Raw genomic sequence first — 26385 nt, 5'->3', positions numbered from 1 at the left:
TGACGCTGCCCACTACGATAAACAGAATGGACTCCCCCGGACAGCAGCTGACGCACCTTCCCGTGGGTACCCGCGTGGTGGTGCGGTATCGCATCGATGGTGGACTGACGGATGCGCTGGGCGATCTGGTGCACGTCGACAGCGTCAGCTGCACGATACGGACCCGGCGGCAGGGCGACGTCGTCGTCAATCTGGACCTCGTCACCGCAGCGAAGCCCGTCCCTCCCCCGCCACCCCGCCGTCCCCGGCGGTTCTAGGCCGGTGTGCTCACCCTGGCACCGAATATCCCATCGAACCCACCCGATCAGTGGGACTGTCTAGATATTCCCACCGGTGGGTGCTGTTCATTGGGAACGTACGCATCGATCGCCTGTCTGACCAGCTGAAGGAACACCTCCGGGTGGTCGACCAGCAGTGCGTATGAAGCCCGCAGCACTGGAATTCGCTTGATCACAAGCAGGTTTCCCCGCCGACGATCTTCCTCGAAGTCTGATGCCCCGCTGTGAAACTGACGGCCATCTGCTTCGATCCCCAGCACCTTTTCGACAATCAGGTCCAGCCGTCCCACCCCTTTGACGTAGACCTGGGACTGGAAGCTGTATCCGGCCCGACGCAGGTAATATTTTGACACCGTTTCGATGATCGACTGCGAGAATGGGTCAATCATGTCGATGACTGTTCGAAGCGATGCATCCCGACGGCCGGACGCCCTGCGCCGAAGGGCGTCAATGGTGACTTCGCCCAGGACTACCGCGGACTCGACGATGCACAGCGCATCCAGCTCAGGCAGACACCTCATGCACTGAACGCAGATATCAAGAATGGTCAGGGGTTTTGACGATCGGTGGACCTTGAACGCCTGATCCAGCGAGCGGCCATGGTCAATGCTGACATGAATCTGCGTCGGTGGACGCAGGACCCATAGTCCGTGCCGCGTGGCCGCGCTGATGCAGGCGAGGTCAGCACCCGCGCAGGCAGCGGCTAGGGCGGAGCGGTTGGCGTTGGGAAGGCAATAGACTCCGCGGCAAGGTTTGGATAGCTGGCCTGCAGAGAGCGCTGCGGCGAGTTGGTGACTACTGATTCCGTTGGCGACCAGATCCTTGCGCCGGGCAACTCCACCACCTGCGGCCATCAGATTGAGAAGATCCATGAATGAATACTGCTCCCGGACAGCTCTCCTTGTGGGGGCGGGAGGCTGGATGTGGACAATCCTCAGCCGCAATGGCGAACTGTCCCACCGAAGCCCACGAGTCAGTGGGACTGTCTAGACAATCCCACTGAATAACCCTCGTCACTGGGACACACTGCGGCTTCCAGAGCTGGAGCGGGCAGTGATTGGAAATTGTCAACCACTCGGCCGGTCTGACGTATCATTTAAGCCATGGATACTGATGAGGACGTACAGGCGCGCGGCCGTGCGCTCAGCTCCCCCGTTAGACTGCGAATCCTCCGGTTATGCCTCCACAAGGGCAGAACCAACAAGGAAATTGCCGAAATCCTCGACCTGAACCCAGCGACCGCGCTGCACCACGTGCGGACCCTGCTGGCCACCGAGTTCCTCGCCGCAGAAGAGCCCCGTACCGGTAACCGTGGAGCGAAGGAAATCCCCTACCGCGCGACAGGTTTGTCGTGGCGCAGCAGGATTCCCAATGCCGCACCGGTGCTGGTGGAAACGTTCCTGCAGGAGATTGACGGTCTGAACCCGTCCGAAATTGATGTCTGGCGCCTCGGAGTACGACTCAACGAGGACAATCGCACCGAGATGATGCGCAGGATCCGCGAAATCCTCGAAGAATACGCGGTGCGTGACTCCGACACCGACGGCACCGCAACCTCGATCATGCTGGCCCACCACCTGGACCGCAGCGCCGACTAGGCAAAAGCTACACGGCGCGAAGCCTGTTTGGGCGCCGGGGACGCAGCGCCCACCAGGACACCAGGGTCGCCAGGAGCGTGGCGACGGCCACTCCAAAAACCCAGACACTTCCGGCGATTGCCGCTGGCAGCGCCGGATCCGCTCCCGTATCGGTCAGGACCAGGGGATAGGTCTCGACGGCGGCAAACCACCCCACCACGAGGTACGCCACCCCGCCGACCACGGGGCTCAAATACACGTTCCGGGCACACACCGCAGCGAAAACAGCAGTGCTTCCCACCAGGACGATAGCGGCCAGGGCCCCGAGGGGCACGGTCAACCCAGCCAGATCCCATCCCCGGGCGTGCAGCGCGGTCCCCAGGATGGCTGCGGCCACCCCAGCAGCGACCGAACCTGCCAGCGAAAGCCAGCGGGACGCGGGACGCCGCGCAGAGTTCCCCCGATTACGGTCACCAGGGGTACTGCCCCCCGAACGACCGACGACGACGGCGGCAGGGCGCCGCGCGTCGTCGTCAGTCAGTCCCGGAGGAGGATCCTGCAACGTCAGCGACCCTAGACGCGGGCGCGTGAACGAGCCGCACGCATCCGCTCGTTGGCGTCGAGGATCAGCTTGCGGATCCTGATCGACTCAGGGGTCACCTCGACACACTCGTCTTCGCGGGCGAATTCCAGCGACTCCTCCAGCGTGAGCTTGCGGGGAGGGGTCAGGTTCTCGAAGGTGTCAGAGGAGGCCGCACGCATGTTGGTGAGCTTCTTTTCCTTGGTGATGTTCACGTCCATGTCGTCGGCGCGTGAGTTCTCGCCGACAATCATGCCCTGGTACACCTCGGAGGTGGGCTCCACGAAGAATGAGCCGCGCTCCTGCAGGTTGATCATGGCGAACGGGGTGACAACTCCGGCACGGTCAGCGATCATCGAACCGTTGGTGCGGTACTCGATGTCACCGGCCCACGGCTCGTAGCCCTCTGAGTACGAGGAAGCGATGCCGGCGCCGCGCGTGTCGGTGAGGAACTTGGTGCGGAAGCCGATGAGGCCGCGGGCGGGAACGATGAATTCCATCCGCACCCAGCCGGTGCCGTGGTTGGACATGTTGATCATCCGGCCCTTGCGGGTTGCCAGGATCTGGGTGACGGCGCCGAGGTACTCCTCAGGGACGTCGATGGTCATGTGCTCCATCGGCTCGTGGACCTTGCCGTCAACCATCCGGGTAACAACCTGTGGCTTTCCGACGGTCAGTTCGAACCCTTCGCGGCGCATCTGCTCCACCAGGATGGCAAGAGCGAGCTCGCCACGGCCCTGGACTTCCCAGGCGTCGGGACGCTCGGTGGGAAGAACCTTCAGGGAGACGTTGCCGATCAGTTCACGGTCCAGGCGATCTTTCACCTGGCGCGCGGTGACCTTGGCCCCCTTGACCCGGCCCGCGAGGGGCGAGGTGTTGATACCGATGGTGACCGAGATGGCCGGATCGTCGACGGTGATCAGCGGCAGTGGCTGAGGGTTGTCAATGTCGGTCAGTGTCTCACCGATGGTGATGTCTTCGATGCCGGCGACGGCGACGATCTCGCCCGGTCCGGCAGAATCGGTGGGCACACGATCGAGGGCGCGGGTAGCTAACAGCTCGGTGATCTTGACTGACTTCATTTCACCGTTGTGACGCGCCCAGGCAACGGTCTGGCCCTTGCGCAGGGTGCCGTTGAAGATACGCAGCAGGGCGAGACGGCCGAGGAACGGTGAGGCGTCCAGGTTGGTCACGTGGGCCTGCAGCACGCCCTCCGGGTTGTACCGTGGCGCTGGGATGTGATCGATGATGGTCTTGAACAATGGCTCAAGGTTGTCATTCGACGGAACCGTTCCATCGGCGGGCTGCTCAAGCGAGGCTGCGCCTTCGCGGGCTGCCGCATACACCACGGGAACGTTCAGCACCGAATCGAGGTCCAGGTCAGGAACTTCGTCGGACAGGTCTGACGCGAGGCCCAGGAGGAGGTCCATGGATTCGCTGACCACTTCGTCGATCCGCGAGTCGGGGCGGTCGGTCTTGTTGACCAGCAGCACCACGGGGAGCTTCGCGGCCAGCGCCTTACGCAGGACGAAACGGGTCTGGGGAAGAGGGCCTTCCGAGGCATCAACCAGCAGAACGACGCCGTCAACCATCGACAGGCCGCGTTCCACCTCGCCGCCGAAGTCGGCGTGGCCGGGGGTGTCAATCACGTTGATCGTGATGGTCTCACCGTTAGCCGACGGGCCGTCGTAAAAGACGGTGGTGTTCTTGGCGAGAATGGTGATGCCCTTTTCGCGCTCAAGGTCGCCCGAGTCCATGACCCGGTCTGCCACGTCGCCGTGGGCTGCGAAGGAATTGGTCTGCCGGAGCATGGCATCAACCAAGGTGGTCTTTCCGTGGTCAACGTGGGCCACGATGGCAACGTTGCGGAGGTCGCTGCGAACAGCTGTGTTGCCTGTGGTTTCAGACATGCGTAATGACTCAATTCAGTAATCTTGAGGGGAATCTAGCGTTATGAGGACGGCGCCTGCTTGTACCAGTCTAAGCTCTCAGGAAAAAATGGCCTAACGCAGGGACCATTTCGGGTCAAAATCACAGCCCTACCGGGCGTCACCGCGACGCACGACGGCGGCCCACCCCCAGGGAGCGAGCCGCCGTCGGACCGGTCGGTGACCAGCAGTTGGCGCTAGGCGGCGTCCGGTGGCAGCACCAGTCCGGCCCCGGGAATCGCGTCGAGCAGCGCCCGCGTGTAGGGGGTCTGCGGGTGGTCGAAGACGTCGTCGGTCGCCCCCTGTTCCACCAGCTTCCCCTTCTCCATGACGCACACGTGGTCGGCGATCTGACGGACCACGGCCAGGTCGTGGGTGATGAACAGGTAGCTCAGCCCCAGCTCGGCCTGCAGGTCCGCGAGGAGGTTCAGGATCTGTGCCTGAACCAGGACATCGAGGGCTGACACGGCTTCATCACAAATCACCACCTCCGGGTCGAGGGCCAGCGCCCGCGCAATGGCAACCCGCTGCCGCTGCCCCCCGGAGAGCTCGTTGGGAAACCGGCGCATCATCGATGCGGGCAGTGCCACCTGTTCCAGCAGGTCCCTGACCTTGCGCTCCCGGGACTTCGCGTCGCCGATCCCGTGCACCCTCAAAGGCTCCTCAATGGTTCTGAAGATGTTGTACATGGGATCCAGCGACCCGTACGGGTCCTGAAAGATCGGCTGCACCCGGCGCCGGAAGTCGAACATCTTCTTCCGGCTCAGGGTGGTGATGTCCACCCCGTCGAAGTCGATGCTGCCCCCTGTCGCAGGTTCGAGTCCCAGCACCATCCGCGCGACAGTCGACTTGCCGGAGCCGGACTCGCCGACCACCGCCGTCGTCGTCCCGCGTGCGATGGAGAAGGACACCCCGTCGACCGCCTTGAAGTCGGTCGACTTGCCCCAGCTGCCACGGATCTTGAAGACCTTGGTCAAGTCCTTGACTTCGATGATCTTGTCGACGGCGCCACCGACCGCGGTTGGCTCCTCGGGTGCGAGCACCTCGGTGGTTGCCACGCCCAGCTTCTTGGCGGATTCAATCCGCCGGGAAGCCAGGGACGGCGCCGACGCAACCAGTTTCTGCGTGTAGGCGTGCCGCGGGTTGGTGAGCAGTTCCATCGCTGGGCCGGCTTCCACCACCTTCCCCTTGTACATGACGATCACCTTGTGGGCCCGTTCTGCGGCCAGTCCCAGGTCGTGGGTGATCAACAGCACCGCCGTCCCCAGGTCCCTGGTCATGGTGTCCAGGTGGTCGAGGATCTGCCGTTGAACGGTCACGTCCAGGGCCGACGTCGGCTCGTCAGCAATCAGCAGGCGGGGCCTGCAGGACAAGCCGATGGCAATCAGTGCGCGTTGCCGCATACCGCCCGAGAACTCGTGGGGGTACTGGTTGGCGCGTGATTCGGCGTCGGGGAGGCCAGCCTCCGCAAGCACCTGCGCTACGTCCTTCTTGCCGTGGGGCAGGCCATTGGCCCGCAACGTTTCCTTGACCTGGAACCCAATCTTCCAGACTGGGTTCAGGTTGGACATGGGGTCCTGCGGGACCATTCCGATGGACGATCCACGCAGTTCCACGATCCGCTTCTCGTCCGCATGGGTGATGTCCTCGCCGTCGAACAGTACCTGTCCGCCGGACACGCGGCCGTTCGCCGGCAGCAGGCCGATCGCCGCGAGGGCCGTGGTCGACTTGCCGGACCCCGACTCCCCAACAATGGCGACGGTCTCGCCGGGCATGATGGTCAGCCGGGCGTTCTTGACTGCCTCCACGTCCCCCTGCGAGGTGGTGAAGGTGATCGCGAGGTCGCGCAGCTCAAGGAGCGGGGGCGCCGGCGTGGTTTCCGCAGTGGTGTTCTCTGGAGTGTGTGTCATCGCTTCCGGGCCTTTGGATCGAGTGCGTCCCGCAGCGCGTCGCCCAGCATGATGAAGCTGAGGACCGTCAGGGAGAGCGCGAGGGCTGGCCAGAACAACGGCATGGGGTTGGTCCGCACCGTGGGTTCCGCCGAGAAGATGTCATTTCCCCAGGACATGACGTCGGGTGGCAAGCCAATGCCCAGGAAGGACAGCGTCGATTCGGCGACGATGAACGTCCCGAGCGAAATCGTGGTGATCACGATCACCGGAGCCAGCGAGTTGGGGATCACGTGTTTCAGCAGAGCCGAGAACCGTGAAACACCCAGCGAGCGTGCCGCGGTGACGAAGTCGGCGTTCCTCACCGAAATCACAGACGCCCTGGTGATACGGGCAATCTGCGGCCAACCGAAGGTCACCAGAATCACCACCAGCGTCCACACGCTGCGGTTCTCCCGGAAGAAGGGCAACTGCACGACGACGATGGCCCCCAGGATCAGGGGCAGTGCGAAGAAAATGTCTCCCAGCCGGGCGAGGATGGCGTCGATCCAGCCACCGTAGAATCCAGCGATGGCACCGATGGCGCCGCCGATCAGGAGGACGCCCAGGGTGGAGAACATTCCCACCATGAGCGACGACTGGGTTCCGTAAACCACCCTCGACAGCACATCACAGCCCTGCTGGGTGAAACCCAGCGGATGCCCGGGAGCGGGACCGCCACCGGAATTGGCCAGCAGGCAGTTCTCGTTGGGTGGTTCGTTGGTGAAGATCCCCGGGAACAGGGCGACGAAAATGACCGCCAGGATGAGGATGCCGCTCAGAATGAAGAGCGGTTGACGACGTAGGTTGCGCCACGCCTCGCTCCACTGGCTCCGCGGTGCATCGTCGGTGGTTGCACTGTCGGTGGCGACGACAGGGGTGTCCTCGGCGTCGGCCACGAAGTGCTCGATGGGGTATGCGGCCTGCTTGGGTGCGACCACGCGTTTGGGTGTGTTTTCCATATCAGGCATATCGAATCCTCGGGTCAAGCCATGCGTACAGCAGATCCACCACCAGATTGGCGATGCAGAATATCAGGATCAAAACGGTGACGATTGCCACCACCACCGGGGCTTCACCGTTGAGGACGGCGCGGTACAAGGTGTTGCCCACTCCGTTTACGTTGAAGATGCCCTCGGTGACGATCGCGCCACCCATCAGGGCGCCCAGGTCCGCACCCAGGAAGGTGATGACGGGGATCATCGAGTTGCGCAGGATGTGCACCGTGACCACGCGGCGCCGTGAAAGACCCTTGGCGGTGGCGGTGCGCACATAATCGGCGTTCACGTTTTCGATGATGCTGGTGCGGGTCAGCCTCAGCACGTAGGCGAAGGACACCAGTCCCAGCACGACGGCGGGCAGGATCAGTTCGTTGAAAGGCGCCGCACCGCTCACTGTGGGGCTGGCCCACCCGAGCTTGACGCCGACAATGAACTGCATGAGGAACCCGAGAACGAAGATGGGAACCGCGATGACAATCAGGGAGACCACCAGGATGGTCGAGTCGAAGATCTTTCCCTTCCGCAGGCCGGCGATGAGGCCGAACAGGATGCCGAAGACGGCCTCGAACACGAGGGCCATGATGGCGAGCCGGGCGGTCGTGGGGAAGACTTCGGCAATGATCGTCGCGATCTCCCGACCCGCGAAGTTGACGCCCAGGTCAAAGGTGAGAACACCCTTGATGAAGAGGAAGTATTGCACCCAGAACGGCTGGTCCAGGTTGTATTGCTCCCGCAACGCCGCCTCGACGGCTGGGGTGCAGCCCCGCTCGCCGCAGATGGCGGCGGTGGGATCACCGGGAAGGCTGAAGACCAGGAAGTAGACCAGCAGGGTGGCACCGAGAAAGACGGGAATCAGTTGCAGAACACGCCGGATGATGTACCAGGCCATCAGGCAACACCCCCGGCGTAAAGCGTCCCCAAGGAACGCTGTTGAAGCTTATTCATCTGTTGTGGACCTTTGGATTTGGAGCAAACTGATGGGGCCCTCCGGAGAGGACCCCATCAGTTGTTCGGTGTTACTTGGTGGTGATGGCGTTGTACAGGGGAACGCCATTCCAGCCGAACTCGACGTTGTCGACGTTCTGGCTCCAGCCGCCCTGGGCAACCTGGTACCACAGCGGGATGGAGGGGAGGTCCTCAAGGAGCGTCTCCTGCGCCTTGTTCATGGCCTCGGCTCCCGCCTCGACGGAGTCCGCCGCGAGGCCATCGGAAAGGGCCTGGTCGAACTCGGGGTTCTCGTACACGGAGTCGTTGGATCCGGCGCCGGTGGCGTGGATGGGTCCAAGGAAGTTGTACAGGGACGGGTAGTCTGCCTGCCAGCCGGTGCGGATGGCACCGGTCAGCGTCTTGTCGGTGGCGTTGGTGCGCAACTCGGCGAACGTGGAGAACGGCAGACCGCTGACCTCGAGGTCCAGGTTGTTCTTCAGCCCGTTCACGACTGCCTCCACCCAGGTGCGGTGGTCGCCGGCGTCGGCGTTGTAGGCGATGGTCAGTGGCTCGGAGTCGTCGTAGGGCTCGATAGCTTCTGCCTCTTCCCACAGCTCGACCGCGCGCTCCGGGTTGAACTCAAGGTTCTCGCTGCCGGGCAGGCTGTCGTTGTAGCCTTCGAGCACGGGGGCCGTGAATTCCGTGGCTGGGGTGCGGCCGTTGTTGAAGATCACCGTGGTGATCTCTTCCCGGTCAATCGCCATGGAGATTGCCTGGCGGCGAAGCTTGCCGTCCTCGCCGTCCCAGTTTTCCAGGTAGTAAGGGATGGAGATGGTCTGGTTGCCCGCATAGGGGGATTCCAGCCAGCGGTCGTCAAGGTCATTCTTGAAGTTCTGCACGTCGGACGTAGGGACCGTCTTAAGAACATCAAGGTTGTCCGAGATGAGGTCCTGGTAGGCGGTGCTGCCGTTCTGGTACATCTTGAAGGTAACGCCAGCGTTCTGCGCGGCCTGGGGGCCGTCGTAGTCCTCGTTCGGGACGAGGGCGATCTGCTGGTTGTGCTCCCAGGCACCCTCGGCTGCGAACTTGTAGGGTCCGTTGCCGATCGGGTTCTCGCCGAAGGCTTCGAAATCCTCGAAGGCAACCTCGGGCAGTGGGGAGAACGCGCTGTAGCCAAGACGGAGCGGCCAGTCCGACTCGGGCTGGCTCAGGGCGACCGTGAAGGTGCGCTCGTCTACAACGGTGAGGCCTGACATTTCCTCGAGGTCGGAGCCTTCGGCGCTGACCTCGTCGTAGCCTTCGATGCTCTCGAAGAAGTAGCTGGACAACTGGGCGTTCTTCGCCGCCGCGCCATAGTTCCAGGCGTCGACGAAGGACTGGGCCGTGACTGGCTCCCCGTTGGTGAAGGTTTTGCCCTCGGCCAGCGTGATCGTGTAGTTCTGGGCGTCCTCGGTCTCGATGGACTCCGCCATCTCGTTCTGGGATACGCCATCAGCGTCGTAGCTGACCAGACCGGAGAAGATCAGGTCGACCACTGCTCCGCCGCCTACCTCATTGGTGCTGGTGGGGATCAGTGGGTTCTGTGGTTCAACGCCGTCAACCACGATGGGCCGCTCGGTGTTCGACGCAGCGTCCTCGCCACTGCCGCCACACGCACTTAGTGCCAGCGTCGCAGTCAATGCAACGCCGACAACCTTGGAATACGCGCTAAACGCATTCCGCCTCCTTGTGTAATTTGATAGACCGGATCGATGTTTCCGCCCGGATTTGAGACAGGACGCTGTTGTACATGTCCTGGCTCACAGTGGACAAGCTTAGGCCTCTAAAGTTGCCTGACGAAACCGAACGTCCGGGGGCACACAAAAGCGGCCCGTCCCAGAGGGACGGACCGCCGTTGCTTCCTGCGCTACCTCAGGCCGCAGGACGTGTTCGGAGAAGTCTAGGACCTCTTCGAGCGGGAGAGCTTCCAGCGCCGGGTGGAGTTGGTGCCCGCCGAACCTGAGGCTTCCTCGAGATGGTAATCCGCAAGCTGGTCCTGGATCTGCTGATCCATCCGATCGGACATGTGCTCGTTGACCTGGTCCGTGACCTGATCGGCGAGGGCGTTGCGGGCCTGGCGTCGCTGGGCACGCAGGAACTGCTGGTGCTCGTCGTGGAAGGCCTTCGCTGTCGCAATGCACATGAAGATCATCACCACGCTGAACGGCAGGGCCGTGAGGATCGCGGCGGTCTGGATCGAGGCCAGCCCGTCGTCCCCCACGAGCAGGAGCGCGATCGCCACTGATGCTGCAGCAACGGCCCAGAACGCACGGATCCAGTTCTTCGGATCCGGGTGTCCGCCCGTGGAGATCATGCTCATCACCAGCGCGCCGGAGTCCGCGGAGGTGATGAAGAAGATGGCGATCAGGATGATCGCGCCGATCAACAGGATCGGCCCACCGGGAAGCTCGGTGAGCAGCCCGAACAGGGCGTTGTTGGTGTCCACCGCTCCGTCTTCGCCCACGAGGCCGCCCTGACCGAACAGTTCGCGGTAGAGGGCTGATCCGCCGAGCACCGAGAACCACAGGAAGGTGAGCATGGTGGGTACCAGTAGCACGCCGGCAACGAACTCGCGCACGGTGCGGCCCTTGGAGATGCGGGCAATGAAGATACCTACGAACGGGGCCCAGGAAATCCACCAACCCCAGTAGAAGGTGGTCCAGGCGGACTGCCAGGCTTCGCCGTCGGCCCCGGCGAACGCTAGGGTGTCGAAGGTCAGTCCGATGACGTTCTGCAGGTAGTTACCGATCGACTGAACGAATTCGCGCAGCAGGAACAGGGTGGGACCAGTGAAGAGGACGAACAGCAAGAGGACGCCGGCCAGCACCAGGTTGGTGTTGGAGAGCCACTTCATGCCCTTGCCGACGCCGGAAATCACCGAGACCAGGGTCAGCGCCGTGATGCAAAGGATCAGGCCCACCTGGGTGAACTTGGTTGCCTCGACAATGTTGGCGGTATCTAGACCGGCGGACATCTGGAGTACTCCCAATCCGAGGGAGGTGGCGACACCGAAGAGCGTACCGACGAGGGCGACGACGTCGATCGCGTCGCCCCATTTGCCCTTGACCTTGTCGCCCAGCAGCGGCTCAAGGGTCCAGCGGATGGAGATCGGGCGGCCGCGGCGGTGTACGGCGTAGGCAATGGCGAGGCCCACCACCACGTAGATGCTCCAGGCGTGCAGTCCCCAGTGGAGGAAGGTCTGGGTGAGGGCCTGCTGGGCCAGCTCGATGCCAGTGCCTTCAGTGCCGGGAGGCGGAGCGGCGAAGTGGTTCAGCGGCTCGGCGACACCCCAGAACACCAGGCCGATGCCCATGCCAGCGGCGAAAAGCAGCGCAAACCAGGACATCAGTGAGAACTCGGGACGATCCTCGTCCTTACCGAGCCGGATATCCCCGAAGCGGCTCAGGCCGACCCAGAGGGAGAACGCAACGAACATGGCGACGATTGCCACGTAGTACCAGCCGAACCCGCTGATGACGTTCGTCTGGATGGCGCCAAACACCTCTGCGGCCGTGGAGGGGAAGATGAGGGCGAAGCCCACGAACACCACGATGAGGGCGGCGGCCGGAATGAACACCGCTTTGGACAGCCGTGAGGCTGGCTGCGGTTTTCTTTCCGTGGGGTGGCCGTCTGGCTCGCCGGGTGGACTATCGGTTGCCGGATTTCCGGACCTGAGGGACATTCGAGTTACTCCTCGTACGTTTCGATTTAAGGTGAGAATGACTATTGACACGCTGCTGCACAGGCAGTAAGGCCTACCCCACCCTACAGAAGTATGGGACTCTATGCATAAGGTCCCCCCTTAACCTACGAACGACGGCGGCCCATCCCGGCAGGGACAGGACGCCGTCGTTCGTGGCGGTTTCGTGCGGAACTACTCGGCTGACGCCAGGAGTTTCGCCCGCAGTTCGCGGCGTTCGCGCTGCTTCTCCGGGTTGGGCAACGGCACCGCTGCCAGCAGGCGCTGGGTGTACGGGTCCTGTGGTCGCCGGAGAATCTGGTCCCGGGTGCCCTGCTCCACAATCTTGCCGCGCCGCATCACGCAGATGCGGTCGGACATGAGGTCGACGACGGCGAGATCGTGGGTGACGAAGAGACAGGCGAAGCCCAACTCCTGCTGCAGGTTCTTCAGCAACTCCAGCACGGTGGCCTGCACCGAAACGTCGAGCGCCGACGTCGGCTCATCGGCGACCAGCAGCTTGGGCTTCAGGGACAGCGCCCGGGCAATACCTACCCGCTGTTTCTGGCCGCCGGACAGCTCATGGGGGTACCGGTTGCGGTAGGCGCGCGGCAGTTCCACCTGATCCAGAAGGGTTTCGATCCGCTTCTGCAGGTCCGCCCCCTTGGCTACCTTGGCGAGAAACATGGGCTCGCCGATGCTTTCACCCAGAGGAAGGCGAGGGTTCAGTGATGAGGAGGGATCCTGGAAAACCATTCCTACATTGCGTCGCAGCTCGAAGAGTTCCTTGCGGGTGGCGTTGGAAATTTCCTTGCCTGTGACGGTCAGGGAGCCTGCGGCGACGGGCAGAAGACCAACCGCTGCACGGCCGATCGTGGTTTTTCCTGACCCCGACTCCCCCACCAGGCCGAGGATCTCCCCCGGATAAATTGCCAGGTTCGCTCCTTCCACTGCGCGGAAGGCTGGCACCCGGCCCTGTTTGGGATATTCGATCGCCACGTCCGTCAGCTTGAGGACTGCCTCACCCCGCGAGGTATCGGCCGCCCGTTCCTTCTCCTCCAGGCGGGCCTGGTTCTCGCGTTCGCGGCGCATCAGTTCGTCGTGGTCCACCCCGCGCAGCTCGGTGGACGTGGCGGCGGCCAGCGCCGCGGTGATGTCCACCTCATCGGTGCCTTCGCCGCCCTGCCCGAGGTGGGGCACGGCTGCGAGCAGCTTACGCGTGTACTCGTGCTGCGGGTTGTGGAAGATCTGTTCGGCGGTGCCAGCCTCGACGATCCTGCCCTTGCTCATGACCACAATGTGATCGGAGAGGTCGGCGACGACCCCCATGTCATGGGTGATCAGCACGATGGCACTGTTGAGCTTGCTGCGAAGGTTGCGCATCAGATCGAGGATTTCTGCCTGGACCGTCACATCGAGGGCGGTGGTTGGCTCGTCAGCGATCAGCAGTTTCGGGTCGCAGGAGAGCGACTGGGCGATCATGGCGCGCTGCCGTTGCCCACCCGACAACTGGTGCGGATAGGATTTGAAGGCCTTGTCCGGATCCGGCAGTTCGACCATCTCCAGCAACTTCAGGGCGCGCTCTTTCGCCTCTTCAGGTGAAATCTCGTTGTGCAGCCGGATCGTCTCAACGATCTGGAAGCCGATCGTGTAGACCGGGTTCATCGCCGTCATCGGCTCCTGGAAGATCACGGCGACGTCGCGGCCGCGGATCTGCCGAAGCTTGCTCCCCGTCAGGCCCAGGATTTCCTTGCCATTAAGCTTGACGCTGCCGGAGGTGCGGCTGTTTTCGGGCAACAGCCCCAGCAGCGACATCGAGCTGGCGCTTTTGCCGGAACCGGACTCACCGACGATTGCGAGTACCTCACCGGCCCTGACCTCGTAGTTGAGGTCGATGGCGGCAGGCACCCAGACCTTGTCCACCCCATAGTCAACGCTGAGGCCCCTGACCTCCAGCACTGGCACGTCGCTTCGTGGTGTCTGCCCTGGGTCCGAGTTGATGATGACGCCGTCGGTCATGATTCTGCTTTCCTTCCGCCCGTGGCCTGCCACATTCTGGTGATTAGTGGCCTGGCCCGGAATCCTGAAACTATATGGGTATGAGTCGCCCGAATGATGCCGCCAGCCCCGTTGTGTTCAAACCCCGGTTCGGCAAGTGGTTTGCGTCCCTGACCTGGGTGCTGGCGGGGATCGGCATTGTGCTGTCGGTCTTCAGCGATGGCGTCGAGGGCCTGGTGTCCGCGTGGCCCCTGCTCGCCCTGGCCTACTTTGGCTGGTTGCTGTTCTGGTATCCCTCGGTGGTTGTTGCCGACGATGCTGTCACGCTGAATAACCCGGTGCGGTCCATCTCCGTCCCGTGGGCGGCGCTCATCCATGTCGACACAAAGTTCGCGCTCACCCTGGTCACCGTCCGTGGCAGCCATACCGCGTGGGCAGCACCGGCGCCCGGGGTGTGGGGCACGCACCGGGGGAAGCCCGAGCATGTCCAGGGGCTCCCCGAATCCAGTTACGGTCCTGCCCAGTCGATCCGGCCGGGAGACCTGAAGAACACCGACTCGGGTGCGGCAGCCTTCCTGGTGCGAACCCACTGGGCGACGCTCGTCGACGGCGGCCTGATTGACGCTGACGCCACTGAAACGACCACTGTGACGTCCCGCTTCCACTGGATTGCTATCGGTTGCGCTGTTGCACTGATCGCCGCCAATGTGATCGCCTTCTCCATGGTCTAACCGGTGGCCGCGGCGCAACTGCACCGCTGCCACACCCACCGGATGAACCCTGCGCCTCGGCATCTTAGGCCTCGGGACGGCTGGGATCGGAGATGTCGCCCGAGTGCACTGCCTTCTTGGCATTGAACTTCTTCTGCCGCGGGTCAAACGCATCCCGGAGACCGTCACCAATGAAGTTGATCGACAGACAGATCAGGATGATGAAAAGCCCCGGCCACCAGAACAGCCAGGGGCGGGTGTTGAATGCCTGCTGGTTATCGCTGATCAGGCTGCCCAGGGAAATGTCCGGAGCCCTCACACCGAGCCCCAGGAAGGACAGCGCGGATTCGAGCAGGATTGCCGAAGCCATCACCAGGGTGGTGTTGACGATAATGACGCCGACGGCGTTCGGCAGGATGTGCTTGAAGATGATCCGGGTGTCGGATGCGCCGGCGATCCGGGCAGCATCAACGAACTCGCGCTCTCGCAGGGAGAGGAATTCGCCGCGGACCAAACGTGCGAGTCCGGTCCAGATGATGAGACCCACAAAGACGCCCAGCAGAATCACTCCGGCGCTGCCGCCCATAATGGTCCGCAGGAAGGTGCCGTTCCCGGTGAGGTTGTTGCCCACGCTGCCCAGTACGGCAGCGAGGATGATCAGGGGGATCACGATGATGACGTCGGTGAACCTCATCAGCACTGCTTCGACCCAACCGCGGAAGTACCCGGAGACACCACCAATGATTACTCCGAGGATGCCTCCGAGGATGCCGATGATGAACATGATGATCAGGGACAGCTGGGTCCCACGCATGGTCATCGCAAACAGGTCACGACCAACGCGGTCCTGACCGAAGGGGTGGTCACCGAAGTCGAACGGCAGGACCCAGGTGGGAGCCCCGTTCGGCGTCGCCAAAGGAAGCGTCTGGACGTAGTTCCACTTCCACCAGCCGGGGATACCTGCGTACCCAATCGAGGTGAAGGCCATGATCACCACGAAGACGAAGACAACCATACTGACGACGGCAGCGGAGTTGCCAAAGAACCGTTTACGGACGATCTGACCCTGGCTCAGACCGATCGAGTCGTCCTTCGCCGGGGTGGGCTTTCTCTTGTTCTCTGCTCTCGTGCTCATGCTTTTACCCTCACTCGTGGGTCAAGTACCGAGTAGACCAGGTCAGCAACCAGGTTGAAGACCAGGGCCAGAATGCCGGTAATCAGGAAGACTCCCATGATGGGATTTGGATCAACGCGTCCTAGGGCACCGATGAACAGTTGGCCCATGCCACTGAAGGCAAAGACTTGCTCGGTAATGATGGCGCCGCCAATCAGACCGCCGATATCGAACGCCACGAGGGTGGCCAGCGGAATGAGCGCGTTGCGGAAGGCGTGACGCATGACCACTGTGCGCTCCCCTAGGCCCTTGGCCCGGGCGGTGCGGATGTAGTCCTGATTCATGATCTCCAGCATTGACGCGCGGGAGTAGCGGCTGTAACCAGCCAGGGAGATCAGCATGAGGGCGATGGTTGGGAGCAGCAGGTGGGTGAACGTGTCGATGCCCATGATCCAAAAGTCGCCGTCAAGATTCGGGGTTGACGAACCGAGGGTAGCGATTGGCCTGCCACGGATGCGGTTGTTGTCCGAGTACAGCGGCCAGGACTGCATGAAGCGATCGAGCAGGATAGTGAACCCCATGAGGAACGCTGTCAGCCCGGCTGCATTCATGCTCTGACGCCGGTCGTAGCCGCCCATGAAGTAGCCGACCGCAACGCCGACCAGGACAGTGACGATGGCCAGTAGGACGATCATGAGCGGGGTGGCCAGATCCAGGAGTGGCTGGACCGCAAAGTAGGCGATGAGACCGATTCCCACGGTGATCAGGGAGGAGTAAAGGGCCTTACGGTTTTTGAGCCCGGCAGTCAGCAGGGTGATCCCGTAGGCGATGCCAACGCCGGCGATTGCGATCACTACTGGGCCGAAGCCTGGCGAACTGAACCACTGCGTGATGTCAAGGAAGAACAGGATGGCAGCCGCAAAGGCGAACCCTGCGGCGGCTGCGATGAGTCGCTTCTTCAATGTTCCACGTGCCACCAGATACCAGATGAACGCACTCGCCAGGCTGGTAATGAGGATGGCTGTGAGAGAGATATTCGGATCGGCGAGGAACGTATTGAAGCTGATGGCTCCGTATTCCTTGAGGAGAACCGCCACCCAGAAGATGGGGAGAGAGAAGAAGAGGAATGCCATGAAGGTCACGCCGTAGTCCAGCCCGCTGTACTGCCGGAGGGCGGTGATGATTCCCAGCGAGATACCGATGAGGATCGCGAGGACGGTGGCACCGGTCACCAGGAGAATGGTTTGTCCCATTGCCCGGCCCAGGAGCTGGGTCACCTCGATGCCGGCGATGCTGCTGCCGAGGTCGCAGGTAGCGGCGAAGGGGATGAGGCAGCTTGCGGCGCCACCCAGCCATTCGAAGTAGCGGATAGGGGCGGGGACGTCCAGACTCAGGAGGTCTGTCCGCAGCTGGATGAGCGTGTCCCGGTTGGGGACGTTACTCTCGCGCAAGTCCCTCAACGGATCGCCTGATGCTGCGGTCAGCATGTAGACGATGAAGGATGCGCCCAGCAGGATGAGTACGGCAGCAACTAAGCGCCGGACGATGTAGGTCACCATAGTGTTTATAACCTCAATGTTAAGGTTCCGGGGATCACCCGGCGTTGTGGCAAAAGTGTAATGCACCTAATAGGCAGCCGATATTTGGGAGATCCCAATCGCTTTCCTGGGCACGTCTTCGGGTACTTCAGGCACTAGAAAAGCGCTGGGGCCAGTGGTCCGGCCCCAGCGCTTTCAGATCTAGCACATTAGGTCGTGGGTGTGGCCGAATTACTCAGCAACGTTCCATTCCCAGAAGTTCCACCAGATTCCTTCTTGGGTCGGGCTGAAGCCGACGCCTTCGATGGAGTCGCTGGCGGCATTGATGCCGATCGACTGGAACAGTGGCAGGCCGTAGCCGGTGTCGAACAGACGGGTGTCGACGATGGTCTGCAGTTCCTGCTGCTCAGCTTCATCAGTGGTGACGATCAGCTCATCCATAGCGGCCTGAGCTTCCTCATCGCAGAATCCGCTGAAGTTGGATGCCGAACCACAACCGTACAGCTGCGGAACGCCGGTGACGCCGACGCCGGTGCTGACCCAGCCAAAGATGGTCGCGTCATAGGTGCCGGTTCCGAGGGCAGAACCCCACTCGTTACCGGGGAGACCGCCGTCAACAACTACGAAGCCTGCCTGCTCGGCGCTCTCAGCGATGAGGGTGTAGGCGTCAACACGGTTGGGGTTGTCGACGCTGTACATGATGCGGACCTCTGGGGTAGCACCGTCAAGCAGCTCGGTGGCTCCTTCGATGTCTACCTCGTCGTACATATCCGAACCGTTTTCAGGCACTGCGGCTTCGTAGCCGGGGGTGCCGACGTCGAAGATGTGGGAGTTCCTGTGATCTGCTTCGGGGTCGAGCTGACGGATGGTTGACTCAACAATCGCATCGCGAGGGATCGTCATCATGAACGCCTTGCGGACGTTCTCATCTTCGAAGACACCGCTGTAGTTGAGGTCAAGGTGATCGAAGGAGAGTTCGTCACCTTCGAAGATGTTGACGCCATCGAGGGCTTCGAGTGAAGCCAGCGTGTCGGCGGATGCCTGCGGCTGGATGACGTCGACGTCGCCGTTCTGCAGGCCCTGGACCTGGGCAGTGGCGTCACCGATGTAGCGGATGGTGATTTCGTCGAGCTGGGTCTCGGGGCCCCAGTTGTAGTCCTCGTTCTTGACGAGGGTCATCGACTGGTCGGGCGTCATTGCGTCAACGATGTACGGTCCGCTGGACAGGTACATGGCTGGATCGTCAGGAAGGGTGGTGGTGTCGAACGCGGTGTTCCAGATGTCGGCAACAGGCTGCAGATCGGGACGCTCCTGGGGATCCTCCGGGTCACCCTCAGGGGTGTTCTGGATGAGCTCAATCAGTGCATCTTCGTCAGCCAGACCAGCCTGGGTGGCGACCACGTGCGCTGGGGTGTCGATCACGCCGTAGGCGATTTCCCAGTCGGCGTAGGGCTCGGTGTATTCGATGGTGATGGAACGGCCATCTTCACCCAGTTCGGGGAGGAGGGACAGATCCAGGCCAGCGGTGCTCGCAGCAGTGAAGTACGTAGTGCCGGTTTCTGCTTCGGCGTCTGCATCATCGAAGTAGCCGGAGCTGACGGCCCAGGAGAACAGGAGGTCCCCACCGTCGATGGGCTCGCCGTCGGACCAGGCGACACCCTCGTTCACGGTGTAGGTGACCGTCAGGGGATCCTCGGAGACGACTTCGTAGGATCCGAACTCTTCCCGGGGAACAACCTCGAGCTGGTCGTTGATGTAGTTGAACCCCGACTTGGTCAGGTAGCTGACCTTGCCGTTGATGTCCACGTTGCCTGTGGCGCTGTCTGAGTTGAACGAGGTAAACGGGTTTACCTCGGCAACGCTGACGACGCCGCCACTTGAGGCTCCGGTGTCACCGCTTGCGTCTGGGTCAGAATTGCCGTCGCCGCTGTCAGTGCTGGCGCAGGCGCTGAGTGCAAGTGCAGCGATTGCTGCGACTCCAACAGCTTTGGAAGTACGTCCGAAACGCATTCCGCCTCCTATTTCATGTTCTGGAAATAGCTCAATGTGGTTTTACAAAGAGCTGACACGCCCCCTCGAGAGGAGTGGCGTGCCTCACATGAGTAGAAGCCTAAATGCTAATTGTTGCGGCGAGGTGTCATAACCCCCGGCGCGTCCGGGTTGTTACCGAGATGCAACCAAATTTATTTACAGCCATCGCACAGCTGATTCCCAGCCGTTTGGCGCAGCTGAGCGGAGGTGATCGGCGGCGGTTCATTTAAATCACAACGGGGCTAATTGACCCCTTATATAAGGACTCAGACAGCCCATCCCTAGAACTCCTATAAGGGGGCTAGGGACCGGTCAATCATTCGGTTGCCGCCACGGGCCCCATTGCTCGACACCAGGCACATCGCCGCGGGTCCACCACTGGGTCCGGTACACCCTGTCCTCGAAGACCACGCGGCGGCCCTCGGTGTACACCTCGTTTTCGTCCCACGGAACGGGTGCAACGTCCGCTGCCCCATCGACAGACAGTGACGGGTCGGAGTCCGCCGCACCCTGGGTGGCCGAGTCCTGGGCAGCGGTCGGCGTACCGGGTGCCGACGTCGGGCTGGATGGCTGGACTGTTGGCTCGGGCATCACCCGGTCACGGGCGGGGCCCGTCGGAGCCTCGCGCAGTTGATCGGACAGCACAGCAAAGAGCGAGCCGTCCCGGTTGCCGGCCAGGTCCCACCACATTCCACCGCCCAGTCCACGCTCCAGGATGTAGTCACTCTTGAGGCGCACGGTTTCGGGGTTGTCGTAGCTCCACCACTGATCGCCGTCGAACCGCCAGGCCGTACCCAGGGTCGAGTCGGTGAACTCCTCGCCAACCTCAAGCAGTTCGTCGTAGTCCTCAAGGCCGGGTTCTTCCCCACCCGGTGCGGGCCCGGTGGCCGTACCCCAGGGCTCTGCGGAGTCAGCGCCGGACCACCCCCTACCGAACGCCGCGAGGCCGAGCCCGAGCTGGGCGGGATCGATCCCTGCATCGAGATAGGCACTCACGGTCCGGTCGACCGAAAAACGTTCACCATCTTCACGAGGATCGTCCGGATCGTCGAAGAGGTTCACCTGGTGTCCGGTGAGGTTCGGCCCCCAGGTTCCCCATAGGTCGTAGCCCTGGATGTTTCCAAAGTCCAGGTACTCGAACAAGGCAGGGTCGTTCCACCCGCCAGCCTCGATGACTACTGGATTTGCGGGCAGGAAGGCGCTCAGGGAGTAGGACGCACCGGTGGTTGAACCGTAGGCGTCGAGCTGTGTCCGAAACTCCTGCAACAGCAACCGGAAGTTCTCGGCGTCGTTCTCGGTGTCCACACCGTTCCCTTCGAGACCCTTGTCGGTGCCCGGCCACTCCCAGTCGATGTCGATGCCGTCGAACAGGCCGGCAGCGGCGCCGTCCCCTCCCCTGCCCTCAATAACCGGAAGGTTTCCCTTGATGTACAGGTCGATGCAGGAGGCCACCAGGGCTTTCCGGGTTTCATCGGTGGCGGCGGCACGAGAAAAGTTTTTCGACCAGGTCCATCCACCGAGCGAGATTACGGCGCGCAACCCGGGGTTGGCTGCTTTCAACTGCCGCAGCTGGTTGAACGATCCGGCCAGCGGTTGCTCAGCCGTGTCCGGCGTACCGGCAATCGAACCGGCGGCGTCGTAGGTCATGCCGTAGTCCGCCCAGGCATCGGATGCGCCGTCCGAGCCATCCGGTCCGCTTTCCTGGGCCTTGTTTGCCTGGAAGCAGGTGAGGGTCTCGTGGTGGATGTTGCCGAAGGCATAGTTGATGTGGCTCAGGTTGCCCGCCGCGCCCGAGTCCTGAAAGTCCTTCATTGTGTATTGGCGTCCGTAGACCCCCCACTGGGGGAAATAGCCAACGCTCCGGTAGCCGTTGATGAGAGCAGGAGTGGTGGCTGCGTCGTCGGGACTCTTTCCCTCCGAGGAACCATCGAAGGAACAGGCGGCGATGCCGCTGATTCCCAGTAGGGCGACGACGGCCAGGACGACGATCCGTTGGGATCGGCGCGGGCGCACTCGTTTCATTCTTTCCTCCGGCATGTGAGACCAGCACCGGCAGGCAGCGGCTCTTCTAGGCTACTGGATGAAGCTTGCTGGCTAACGCGCCCGGCTAGAGGAGACGAGAATACTGGCCAAGTGGCAGAGTTCCGGCAGACCGGGGCGCGGTTTCGTGCCCTATTTCTGGCTGAGCACCTCGTCGATCGGGCGACCGTTGACAAACACCCGAGCATTCGTTGCTCCGGCAGCGGTCATGGCGGTGTATTCCAGCTGCGCCTCTGCTCGCGGTATGTCGCAGACACCCCCGAGCATGAACTGCCCGGTGAGCCAGATGGTGACAGTACTGCCGTTCAGCTCGCCGCCAACGTACGTGAGACCGGACTGGTACAAGACGTTTACGAGCCCCGACATGCCCACGTCGCGGCTCTTGTTGGCGAGCAGAGTCTTCATGCTAGGGCCAACCTGGTCCGTGAATCGGACAGGAGCCGTGGTCGTAGCGACAAGGCTGTCGCCGCAGCCGATCACAGGTCCTGAAACACCGTTATTGTCGACGGCAACATAGTAGATGGTCAGCGGAGCAACCTGCTCAGGAAGTCCCGTGGGCGTTGGTTCCGCAGTCTCGGGCGCGCTTGCGGGGGCAGTAGAAGGCGATACTGCTGGTGAGGTAGGAGAGGCCGACGGAGTGATCGGCGCAGGAGGGCTCGGCGCGGGAGGGGTCGCGGTCGTCACGGACTCGCTCACTGTCGTGGTTGGAGCGGCTTGATTGCTTGTCGGTGCGGCGGCCGGTGGGCCGAAACACCCTGTGAGCACGATCAGGCTGGAAAGCCCCAGAATCCTGGCTACCGAAGATCTGCTCATGGCGCTCCCCTTGGTGCGGCCCCGCCCCGTTGCGAGACCGCACTTTCAAGCTACGCCCGCCGGTTCCTGAGAAACAGGGACTTTAGTCCGGTGTCGGCGGGCACATCCCTTATGGCACCAGCCTCCCGGCCTGGGGTCAATGACGCAATGACCAGGCTGATGCCCGGAGGGTTCGTCAATCTGGGATCAGCAAGAAGTCGCGTTCTATCCGTCAGCCAGGTGGGATAGTCGGGCGTGCCGACACTCCCTCGGCGCGGACAGACAGCGTCTTGTCGCCCTGGAGCAGGGCGCGGAGCAACCGCCGCGCTTCCCGCGGGAGCCAACGATGCGCCTGGCCGCGACGCAACACCATTCCCCCGTTTGGAGCCGCGTACCGCTTCCGGAGATTGTCCAGCTCTCCAGCTTGCAACAACGCGACGGTGCTTCCCGCCGCCGAGTCGATGAGGCGGGCCAGCGCGGACGGCCCCGTCAGATCGGTGGCGACGACGCGTTGACCACTGGCGGTGAGAATCGCCTTCTGCGCTGCACGAGTGACCACCAGCGGACGTGACGGACCATCCAGCGTGTTGGCCAGCACGTTCGCTGCAGCCTCAGGGCGACCGATTCTCCGCGCGGCCGCCTGCATCCGCTGGAGCCGACCCGGCTCGCGCAGCACCTCGTCGATCTTCCAACCGATTGTCGCGGCGGTGTTGCAGCGGACGGCTGCCCCCTGCTCCATCAGGTAATCGCCGTTGCGAACCTCCTGCCCCGGGATGGGGTTCACCAGCACCATGGGGAGCCCGGCGGCCATGCATTCCGACGCCGATAGCCCACCTGGTTTGCCCACGAACAGATCAGCACGCTGCAACAGCTGCGGCATTTCCTCCGTAAATCCGAGCACGCGGTAGCGGTCCCCAGCGGGCGCTACCAGCTCCTCGATGCGCTGCCGCAGTGCATCGTTGTGTCCGCAGACGATCGTGGCGGTGAAGGACGAACGCATGTGCATCGTCTGCCGCACCACCGAGACCGTATAGTCGCCGCCGGTCGCGCCCGCCGAGATCAGGAGCATCGGGGGCTTGGTGCTATCGCGCAGCGGCGCAGGCGCGACGTCGAGTGGTTTGGCGATCGGGATGCCCGAGGCGACGACCCGATCGGGAGGTAGACCGAGCGCCAGCAGCTCCACCCGTGCCTCCTCCCGGGCCACGAACAGGGTGTGAAACGCGCTCGGAAGCCACAGGCCCTGGAAATCGTAGTCCGTCGTCACGACAGCGGTTCTCGCCTCAGTCACACCCCGGAGGAGCAGCGACGCCAGGAGCTGGGCTGGCAGGAAATGCGTGCACACGATCGCGGTCGGCCGGAATCGCTTGATTGCGCTAATGACCGGAACAGCGTTCGCCCGTGTCCAAGGGTCGATGGGGCCGCGGCGTCGGAAAGGCGGGTCGCTCATGTCATAGCCCCAGTCAACCAGCCAGGGTAGGCCCTCAACCAGGACGAAGTAACCCTTTCCAAGGAGTGCGCGATAGAGCACGCTGCTCACCTCCAACACGTCCAACACCTGCACCTCGGCGATGTCGGAACGCCTGGCGCACTCCTGCTGGATCGCCGCCGCAGCGCTGTTATGCCCCGCCCCCACCCCGGCGGACAGGATCAGGACCCGCTCCCCTCCTTCGGGGCGGTGTCCACGTGCCGACGACTTACGCATGAAGAGAGGCTAGCAGCCGCTATCGCACCGCACCCGGGGTCCCGACGGAACAGCGCCTAGGAAGCAATCAGACATTGAACCTAAATTCCACCACGTCGCCGTCGGTCATGACATATTCCTTGCCTTCGATCCGCACCTTGCCACGGGACTTGGCCTCGGCCATCGATCCGGCGTCAACCAGATCGGAGAATGAGACCACCTCGGCCTTGATGAAGCCGCGCTGGAAGTCAGTGTGAATGACTCCCGCAGCTTCGGGGGCGGTAGCACCCTTGGTGATTGTCCACGCCCGCGTTTCCTTGGGGCCGGCCGTCAGATAGGTCTGCAGTCCAAGGGTGTGGAAACCGACGTGTGCCAGCTGATCGAGACCGGATTCACTTTGGCCATTCATTTCGAGCATCTCGCGGGCTTCTTCCTCATCCAGCTCCACCAGATCGGATTCGAGCTTGGCGTCCAGGAAGATGCAGTCGGCGGGGGCAACGAGTTCGCGGAGCGCTGCCTCCTTCTCCTCATTGCCCAGCACCGAATCGTCGGCGTTGAACACGTAGATGAATGGCTTGGCGGTGAGCAGGCTCAACTCCCGCAGGTGCTCCATTTCCAGCTTGTCCTTCGCCACCGACGCGAAGATGGTGTCGCCGCGTTCCAGCACCGACTGGGCCGCGATCATGGCGGCCAGCTGCGCGGGCTCCCGCTTCTTGATCTTGACTTCCTTCTCGACCCGGGGAATGGCCTTCTCGAGGGTCTGGAGGTCGGCAAGAATCAGTTCGGTGTTGATGGTCTCCATGTCGGAGCGTGCATCGACCTTGCCATCCACGTGGATCACATCGGGGTCATCGAACACGCGGATGACCTGGGCGATGGCCTCGGCCTCCCGGATGTTGGCCAGGAATTGGTTGCCCAGCCCTTCTCCCTCCGATGCACCCTTGACGATTCCCGCAATATCCACGAAGGAGACGGTGGCTGGCAGGATGCGCTGTGACCCATGGATCTCCGCCAGCTGGCCGAGACGCGCGTCCGGCAGACTGACCACCCCCACGTTCGGCTCGATCGTTGCGAACGGATAGTTCGCCGCGAGCACGTTGTTGCGGGTTAGCGCGTTGAAAAGGGTTGATTTGCCGACGTTGGGCAGTCCGACGATGCCAATAGTAAGAGCCACGGGAATAGAGTCTACCGTTTGCCCCGGCTTCCACCGCGCCGCCACCGGATCCACAAAATGTCGGTGCCAACTGTCAGGGTAGTGCCATGGATGGATTCATTGTGGTTCTGATCGTATTAGCACTCCTGGTGGGGGCAATCTTGGGCGCCGCCGGCATGGGATGGGGGGCTCGCCAGCGGGTTCAGCGGCTCGCGGAGGAGCTGGACGACGTCGGCGGCCGCCTGGGCAGCACCACCGCGGCCCTGGCGACGGCGACGGCGGAGAACCGGATGCTGGTGGCCCAGAACCGGGAACTCACCAATCGATCAGTCGGCGACCAATCGGTGCTGCGCGCGTTGGCCCCTGTGGCGGACAAGCTGAACCACCTGCAGTCCCAGGTGGGGGTTCTGGAACGCGACCGGGTGGAACAGTTTGGCCAGCTCGCGGAGCAGCTTCGCGAGGCGAGGCACTCGGATGCACAGCTGCTGTCCACGACGCATTCCCTGACCGCAGCGCTCCGCAGCAACAGCGCGCGCGGACAGTGGGGTGAAGTGCAGTTGCGCCGGGTGGTGGAGGCCTCCGGGATGCTGGCCCGCGTCGACTTCCTGGAACAAGCGACCATCACCCTCAACGCCGGCGCAAAAGATACTGCTGCCCGGCCGGACATGATCGTGCAGTTGCCCGGCGGCAAGCAACTGGTGGTCGATGCGAAAGTGCCGCTGGCCGCCTTCCTTGACGCCCATGAACTACCGGAGGGATCCGAGACCGCAGAGGGGAGCGTACTAGGCCAGCGGGACCTGCTCCTGCAACAGCATGCGAAGGCTCTCCGCGCCCACATTGATGCCCTGGCCCGCAAAAGGTACTGGCTCGGAGTGGAGAACACCCCCGAACTGGTGGTGTGTTTCATCCCGGTGGAGTCGGTGCTCTCGTCCGCTCTCCGTGCTGATCCGGGACTCCTCGACTACGCCTTCACCCGCAATGTCGCACTGGCATCACCGGTGTCGCTCCTGACCATTCTCAAGGGTGCGGCGTACAGCTGGCGGCAGGATGTGCTGACCGAGCACGCGAAGGAGCTTTTTGATCTGTCCCGGCAGCTGTATGACCGTCTCGGAACGATGGGCGAGCACGTCACGAAGCTTGGCAACTCGTTGAAGTCCTCGGTGGAGAAGTACAACTCGTTTGTGGGTACCCTCGAGACCCGGGTGCTGCCGACAGCACGCCGGATCAACGACTTCGACTCGGCGTCGCTGGGCGCCTCATCCCAGCCAGAGGAGAAATCCGGGCCCCTGCGGGTGTCCCCAGTGGAATCGACGCCCCGGCTCCTGGGCGCCGCCGAACTACTGAACGAGAACACCTCCGACAGCGACGGCGACCGCCGCAGCGCCTAGGGA

Annotated in this window: 21 protein-coding genes; 4 read left to right on the top strand and 17 right to left on the bottom strand. The window is 62.7% G+C overall.

The features are described from left to right. Positions 1 to 26: 26 nt before the first annotated feature. On the top strand, positions 27 to 257 hold the full coding sequence (locus tag H4V95_RS04975) for a hypothetical protein (RefSeq protein ID WP_209729058.1): 231 nt from the start codon (positions 27 to 29) through the stop codon (positions 255 to 257). A 47-nt stretch (positions 258 to 304) separates the two neighbouring features. Here H4V95_RS04975 and H4V95_RS04970 read toward each other — a convergent pair whose 3' ends face one another. Beyond that, positions 305 to 1150 (bottom strand): type IV toxin-antitoxin system AbiEi family antitoxin domain-containing protein, encoded by an 846-nt coding sequence (locus H4V95_RS04970; protein WP_209729056.1) that lies wholly within the window; start codon positions 1148 to 1150, stop codon positions 305 to 307. 231 nt (positions 1151 to 1381) lie between these two features. Between H4V95_RS04970 and H4V95_RS04965 the strand changes: the two genes are divergently transcribed. Then, on the top strand, positions 1382 to 1876 hold the full coding sequence (locus H4V95_RS04965) for a transcriptional regulator (RefSeq protein WP_196867846.1): 495 nt from the start codon (positions 1382 to 1384) through the stop codon (positions 1874 to 1876). Positions 1877 to 1883: 7 nt separating this feature from the next. Here H4V95_RS04965 and H4V95_RS04960 read toward each other — a convergent pair whose 3' ends face one another. The 8 genes from H4V95_RS04960 to H4V95_RS04925 all read right to left on the bottom strand — a co-directional run bounded on the left by H4V95_RS04960 (position 1884) and on the right by H4V95_RS04925 (position 13956). Then, positions 1884 to 2417 carry a hypothetical protein gene (locus H4V95_RS04960; protein WP_209729054.1) on the bottom strand — a complete coding sequence of 178 codons (534 nt, stop codon included), beginning with the start codon at positions 2415 to 2417 and terminating at the stop codon, positions 1884 to 1886. An 11-nt stretch (positions 2418 to 2428) separates the two neighbouring features. Next, positions 2429 to 4345: a translational GTPase TypA gene (gene typA, locus H4V95_RS04955; RefSeq protein ID WP_196867844.1), complete on the bottom strand. Its 1917-nt coding sequence runs from the start codon at positions 4343 to 4345 to the stop codon at positions 2429 to 2431. Between the two features lie 215 nt (positions 4346 to 4560). Next, complete coding sequence (locus tag H4V95_RS04950) at positions 4561 to 6273, bottom strand: ABC transporter ATP-binding protein (RefSeq protein WP_209729052.1); 1713 nt, start codon at positions 6271 to 6273, stop codon at positions 4561 to 4563. Continuing rightward, on the bottom strand, positions 6270 to 7253 hold the full coding sequence (locus H4V95_RS04945; RefSeq protein WP_245345923.1) for an ABC transporter permease: 984 nt from the start codon (positions 7251 to 7253) through the stop codon (positions 6270 to 6272). The genes H4V95_RS04950 and H4V95_RS04945 overlap by 4 nt, the downstream gene beginning before the upstream one ends. Before the next feature lies 1 nt (position 7254). Next, positions 7255 to 8181, bottom strand: coding sequence for an ABC transporter permease (locus tag H4V95_RS04940; protein WP_209729048.1), 927 nt, complete (start codon positions 8179 to 8181; stop codon positions 7255 to 7257). Positions 8182 to 8308: 127 nt separating this feature from the next. Beyond that, positions 8309 to 9898: an ABC transporter substrate-binding protein gene (locus tag H4V95_RS04935; protein WP_209729046.1), complete on the bottom strand. Its 1590-nt coding sequence runs from the start codon at positions 9896 to 9898 to the stop codon at positions 8309 to 8311. Positions 9899 to 10158: 260 nt separating this feature from the next. Continuing rightward, positions 10159 to 11940 (bottom strand): BCCT family transporter, encoded by a 1782-nt coding sequence (locus H4V95_RS04930; protein WP_209729044.1) that lies wholly within the window; start codon positions 11938 to 11940, stop codon positions 10159 to 10161. A 192-nt stretch (positions 11941 to 12132) separates the two neighbouring features. Beyond that, complete coding sequence (locus tag H4V95_RS04925; RefSeq protein ID WP_209729042.1) at positions 12133 to 13956, bottom strand: ABC transporter ATP-binding protein; 1824 nt, start codon at positions 13954 to 13956, stop codon at positions 12133 to 12135. An 80-nt stretch (positions 13957 to 14036) separates the two neighbouring features. Between H4V95_RS04925 and H4V95_RS04920 the strand changes: the two genes are divergently transcribed. Further along, a complete protein-coding gene (locus H4V95_RS04920; RefSeq protein ID WP_209729040.1) occupies positions 14037 to 14666 on the top strand; it encodes a PH domain-containing protein in 630 nt (209 codons plus the stop codon). Positions 14667 to 14730: 64 nt separating this feature from the next. Here the strand turns inward: H4V95_RS04920 and H4V95_RS04915 are convergent, their stop codons facing one another. From H4V95_RS04915 to ychF, 8 genes are all read right to left on the bottom strand, one after another. Continuing rightward, positions 14731 to 15780 (bottom strand): ABC transporter permease, encoded by a 1050-nt coding sequence (locus tag H4V95_RS04915; protein ID WP_209729038.1) that lies wholly within the window; start codon positions 15778 to 15780, stop codon positions 14731 to 14733. After that, positions 15777 to 17318: an ABC transporter permease gene (locus tag H4V95_RS04910; RefSeq protein ID WP_196867839.1), complete on the bottom strand. Its 1542-nt coding sequence runs from the start codon at positions 17316 to 17318 to the stop codon at positions 15777 to 15779. Before H4V95_RS04910 ends, H4V95_RS04915 begins: the two co-directional genes overlap by 4 nt. A gap of 210 nt (positions 17319 to 17528) precedes the next feature. After that, positions 17529 to 19307 (bottom strand): ABC transporter family substrate-binding protein, encoded by a 1779-nt coding sequence (locus H4V95_RS04905; RefSeq protein WP_196867838.1) that lies wholly within the window; start codon positions 19305 to 19307, stop codon positions 17529 to 17531. A gap of 333 nt (positions 19308 to 19640) precedes the next feature. Beyond that, the gene (locus H4V95_RS04900; protein ID WP_209729036.1) at positions 19641 to 21350 is read right to left on the bottom strand and encodes a glycosyl hydrolase family 18 protein; all 1710 of its coding nucleotides are present in this window, start codon (positions 21348 to 21350) and stop codon (positions 19641 to 19643) included. Between the two features lie 150 nt (positions 21351 to 21500). Then, the gene (locus H4V95_RS04895) at positions 21501 to 21773 is read right to left on the bottom strand and encodes a hypothetical protein (protein WP_245345576.1); all 273 of its coding nucleotides are present in this window, start codon (positions 21771 to 21773) and stop codon (positions 21501 to 21503) included. A gap of 136 nt (positions 21774 to 21909) precedes the next feature. Next, the gene (locus H4V95_RS04890) at positions 21910 to 22122 is read right to left on the bottom strand and encodes a hypothetical protein (protein WP_209731423.1); all 213 of its coding nucleotides are present in this window, start codon (positions 22120 to 22122) and stop codon (positions 21910 to 21912) included. Between the two features lie 270 nt (positions 22123 to 22392). Beyond that, complete coding sequence (locus H4V95_RS04885; protein WP_209729034.1) at positions 22393 to 23862, bottom strand: MGDG synthase family glycosyltransferase; 1470 nt, start codon at positions 23860 to 23862, stop codon at positions 22393 to 22395. A 67-nt stretch (positions 23863 to 23929) separates the two neighbouring features. Further along, positions 23930 to 25015, bottom strand: a complete 1086-nt coding sequence (ychF, locus tag H4V95_RS04880) for a redox-regulated ATPase YchF (RefSeq protein ID WP_209729032.1) — start codon at positions 25013 to 25015, stop codon at positions 23930 to 23932. Between the two features lie 86 nt (positions 25016 to 25101). Here ychF and H4V95_RS04875 point away from each other — a divergent pair, with 86 nt between their 5' ends. Beyond that, positions 25102 to 26382, top strand: coding sequence for a DNA recombination protein RmuC (locus tag H4V95_RS04875; protein WP_209729030.1), 1281 nt, complete (start codon positions 25102 to 25104; stop codon positions 26380 to 26382). The last annotated feature ends 3 nt before the right edge of the window (positions 26383 to 26385 follow it).

The organism is Arthrobacter sp. CAN_C5 (assembly GCF_017875735.1).
Lineage (GTDB): Bacteria > Actinomycetota > Actinomycetes > Actinomycetales > Micrococcaceae > Arthrobacter_D.
The sequence above is the reverse complement of the archived record's forward strand: the minus strand, read 5'-3'. Positions and strand labels throughout refer to the sequence as shown.

What these genes read in the sequence shown, in the direction of transcription:
- H4V95_RS04925 (WP_209729042.1), bottom strand. Translation starts at nt 13,956, where the DNA reads ATGACCGACGGCGTCATCATCAACTCGGACCCAGGGCAGACACCACGA.
- H4V95_RS04930 (WP_209729044.1), bottom strand. Translation starts at nt 11,940, where the DNA reads ATGTCCCTCAGGTCCGGAAATCCGGCAACCGATAGTCCACCCGGCGAG.
- H4V95_RS04945 (WP_245345923.1), bottom strand. Translation starts at nt 7,253, where the DNA reads ATGGAAAACACACCCAAACGCGTGGTCGCACCCAAGCAGGCCGCATAC.
- H4V95_RS04950 (WP_209729052.1), bottom strand. Translation starts at nt 6,273, where the DNA reads ATGACACACACTCCAGAGAACACCACTGCGGAAACCACGCCGGCGCCC.
- H4V95_RS04910 (WP_196867839.1), bottom strand. Translation starts at nt 17,318, where the DNA reads ATGGTGACCTACATCGTCCGGCGCTTAGTTGCTGCCGTACTCATCCTG.
- H4V95_RS04895 (WP_245345576.1), bottom strand. Translation starts at nt 21,773, where the DNA reads ATGAAGACTCTGCTCGCCAACAAGAGCCGCGACGTGGGCATGTCGGGG.
- H4V95_RS04885 (WP_209729034.1), bottom strand. Translation starts at nt 23,862, where the DNA reads ATGCGTAAGTCGTCGGCACGTGGACACCGCCCCGAAGGAGGGGAGCGG.
- H4V95_RS04905 (WP_196867838.1), bottom strand. Translation starts at nt 19,307, where the DNA reads ATGCGTTTCGGACGTACTTCCAAAGCTGTTGGAGTCGCAGCAATCGCT.
- H4V95_RS04915 (WP_209729038.1), bottom strand. Translation starts at nt 15,780, where the DNA reads ATGAGCACGAGAGCAGAGAACAAGAGAAAGCCCACCCCGGCGAAGGAC.
- H4V95_RS04875 (WP_209729030.1), top strand. Translation starts at nt 25,102, where the DNA reads ATGGATGGATTCATTGTGGTTCTGATCGTATTAGCACTCCTGGTGGGG.
- H4V95_RS04975 (WP_209729058.1), top strand. Translation starts at nt 27, where the DNA reads ATGGACTCCCCCGGACAGCAGCTGACGCACCTTCCCGTGGGTACCCGC.
- H4V95_RS04965 (WP_196867846.1), top strand. Translation starts at nt 1,382, where the DNA reads ATGGATACTGATGAGGACGTACAGGCGCGCGGCCGTGCGCTCAGCTCC.
- H4V95_RS04970 (WP_209729056.1), bottom strand. Translation starts at nt 1,150, where the DNA reads ATGGATCTTCTCAATCTGATGGCCGCAGGTGGTGGAGTTGCCCGGCGC.
- H4V95_RS04940 (WP_209729048.1), bottom strand. Translation starts at nt 8,181, where the DNA reads ATGGCCTGGTACATCATCCGGCGTGTTCTGCAACTGATTCCCGTCTTT.
- H4V95_RS04900 (WP_209729036.1), bottom strand. Translation starts at nt 21,350, where the DNA reads ATGAAACGAGTGCGCCCGCGCCGATCCCAACGGATCGTCGTCCTGGCC.
- typA (WP_196867844.1), bottom strand. Translation starts at nt 4,345, where the DNA reads ATGTCTGAAACCACAGGCAACACAGCTGTTCGCAGCGACCTCCGCAAC.
- H4V95_RS04920 (WP_209729040.1), top strand. Translation starts at nt 14,037, where the DNA reads ATGAGTCGCCCGAATGATGCCGCCAGCCCCGTTGTGTTCAAACCCCGG.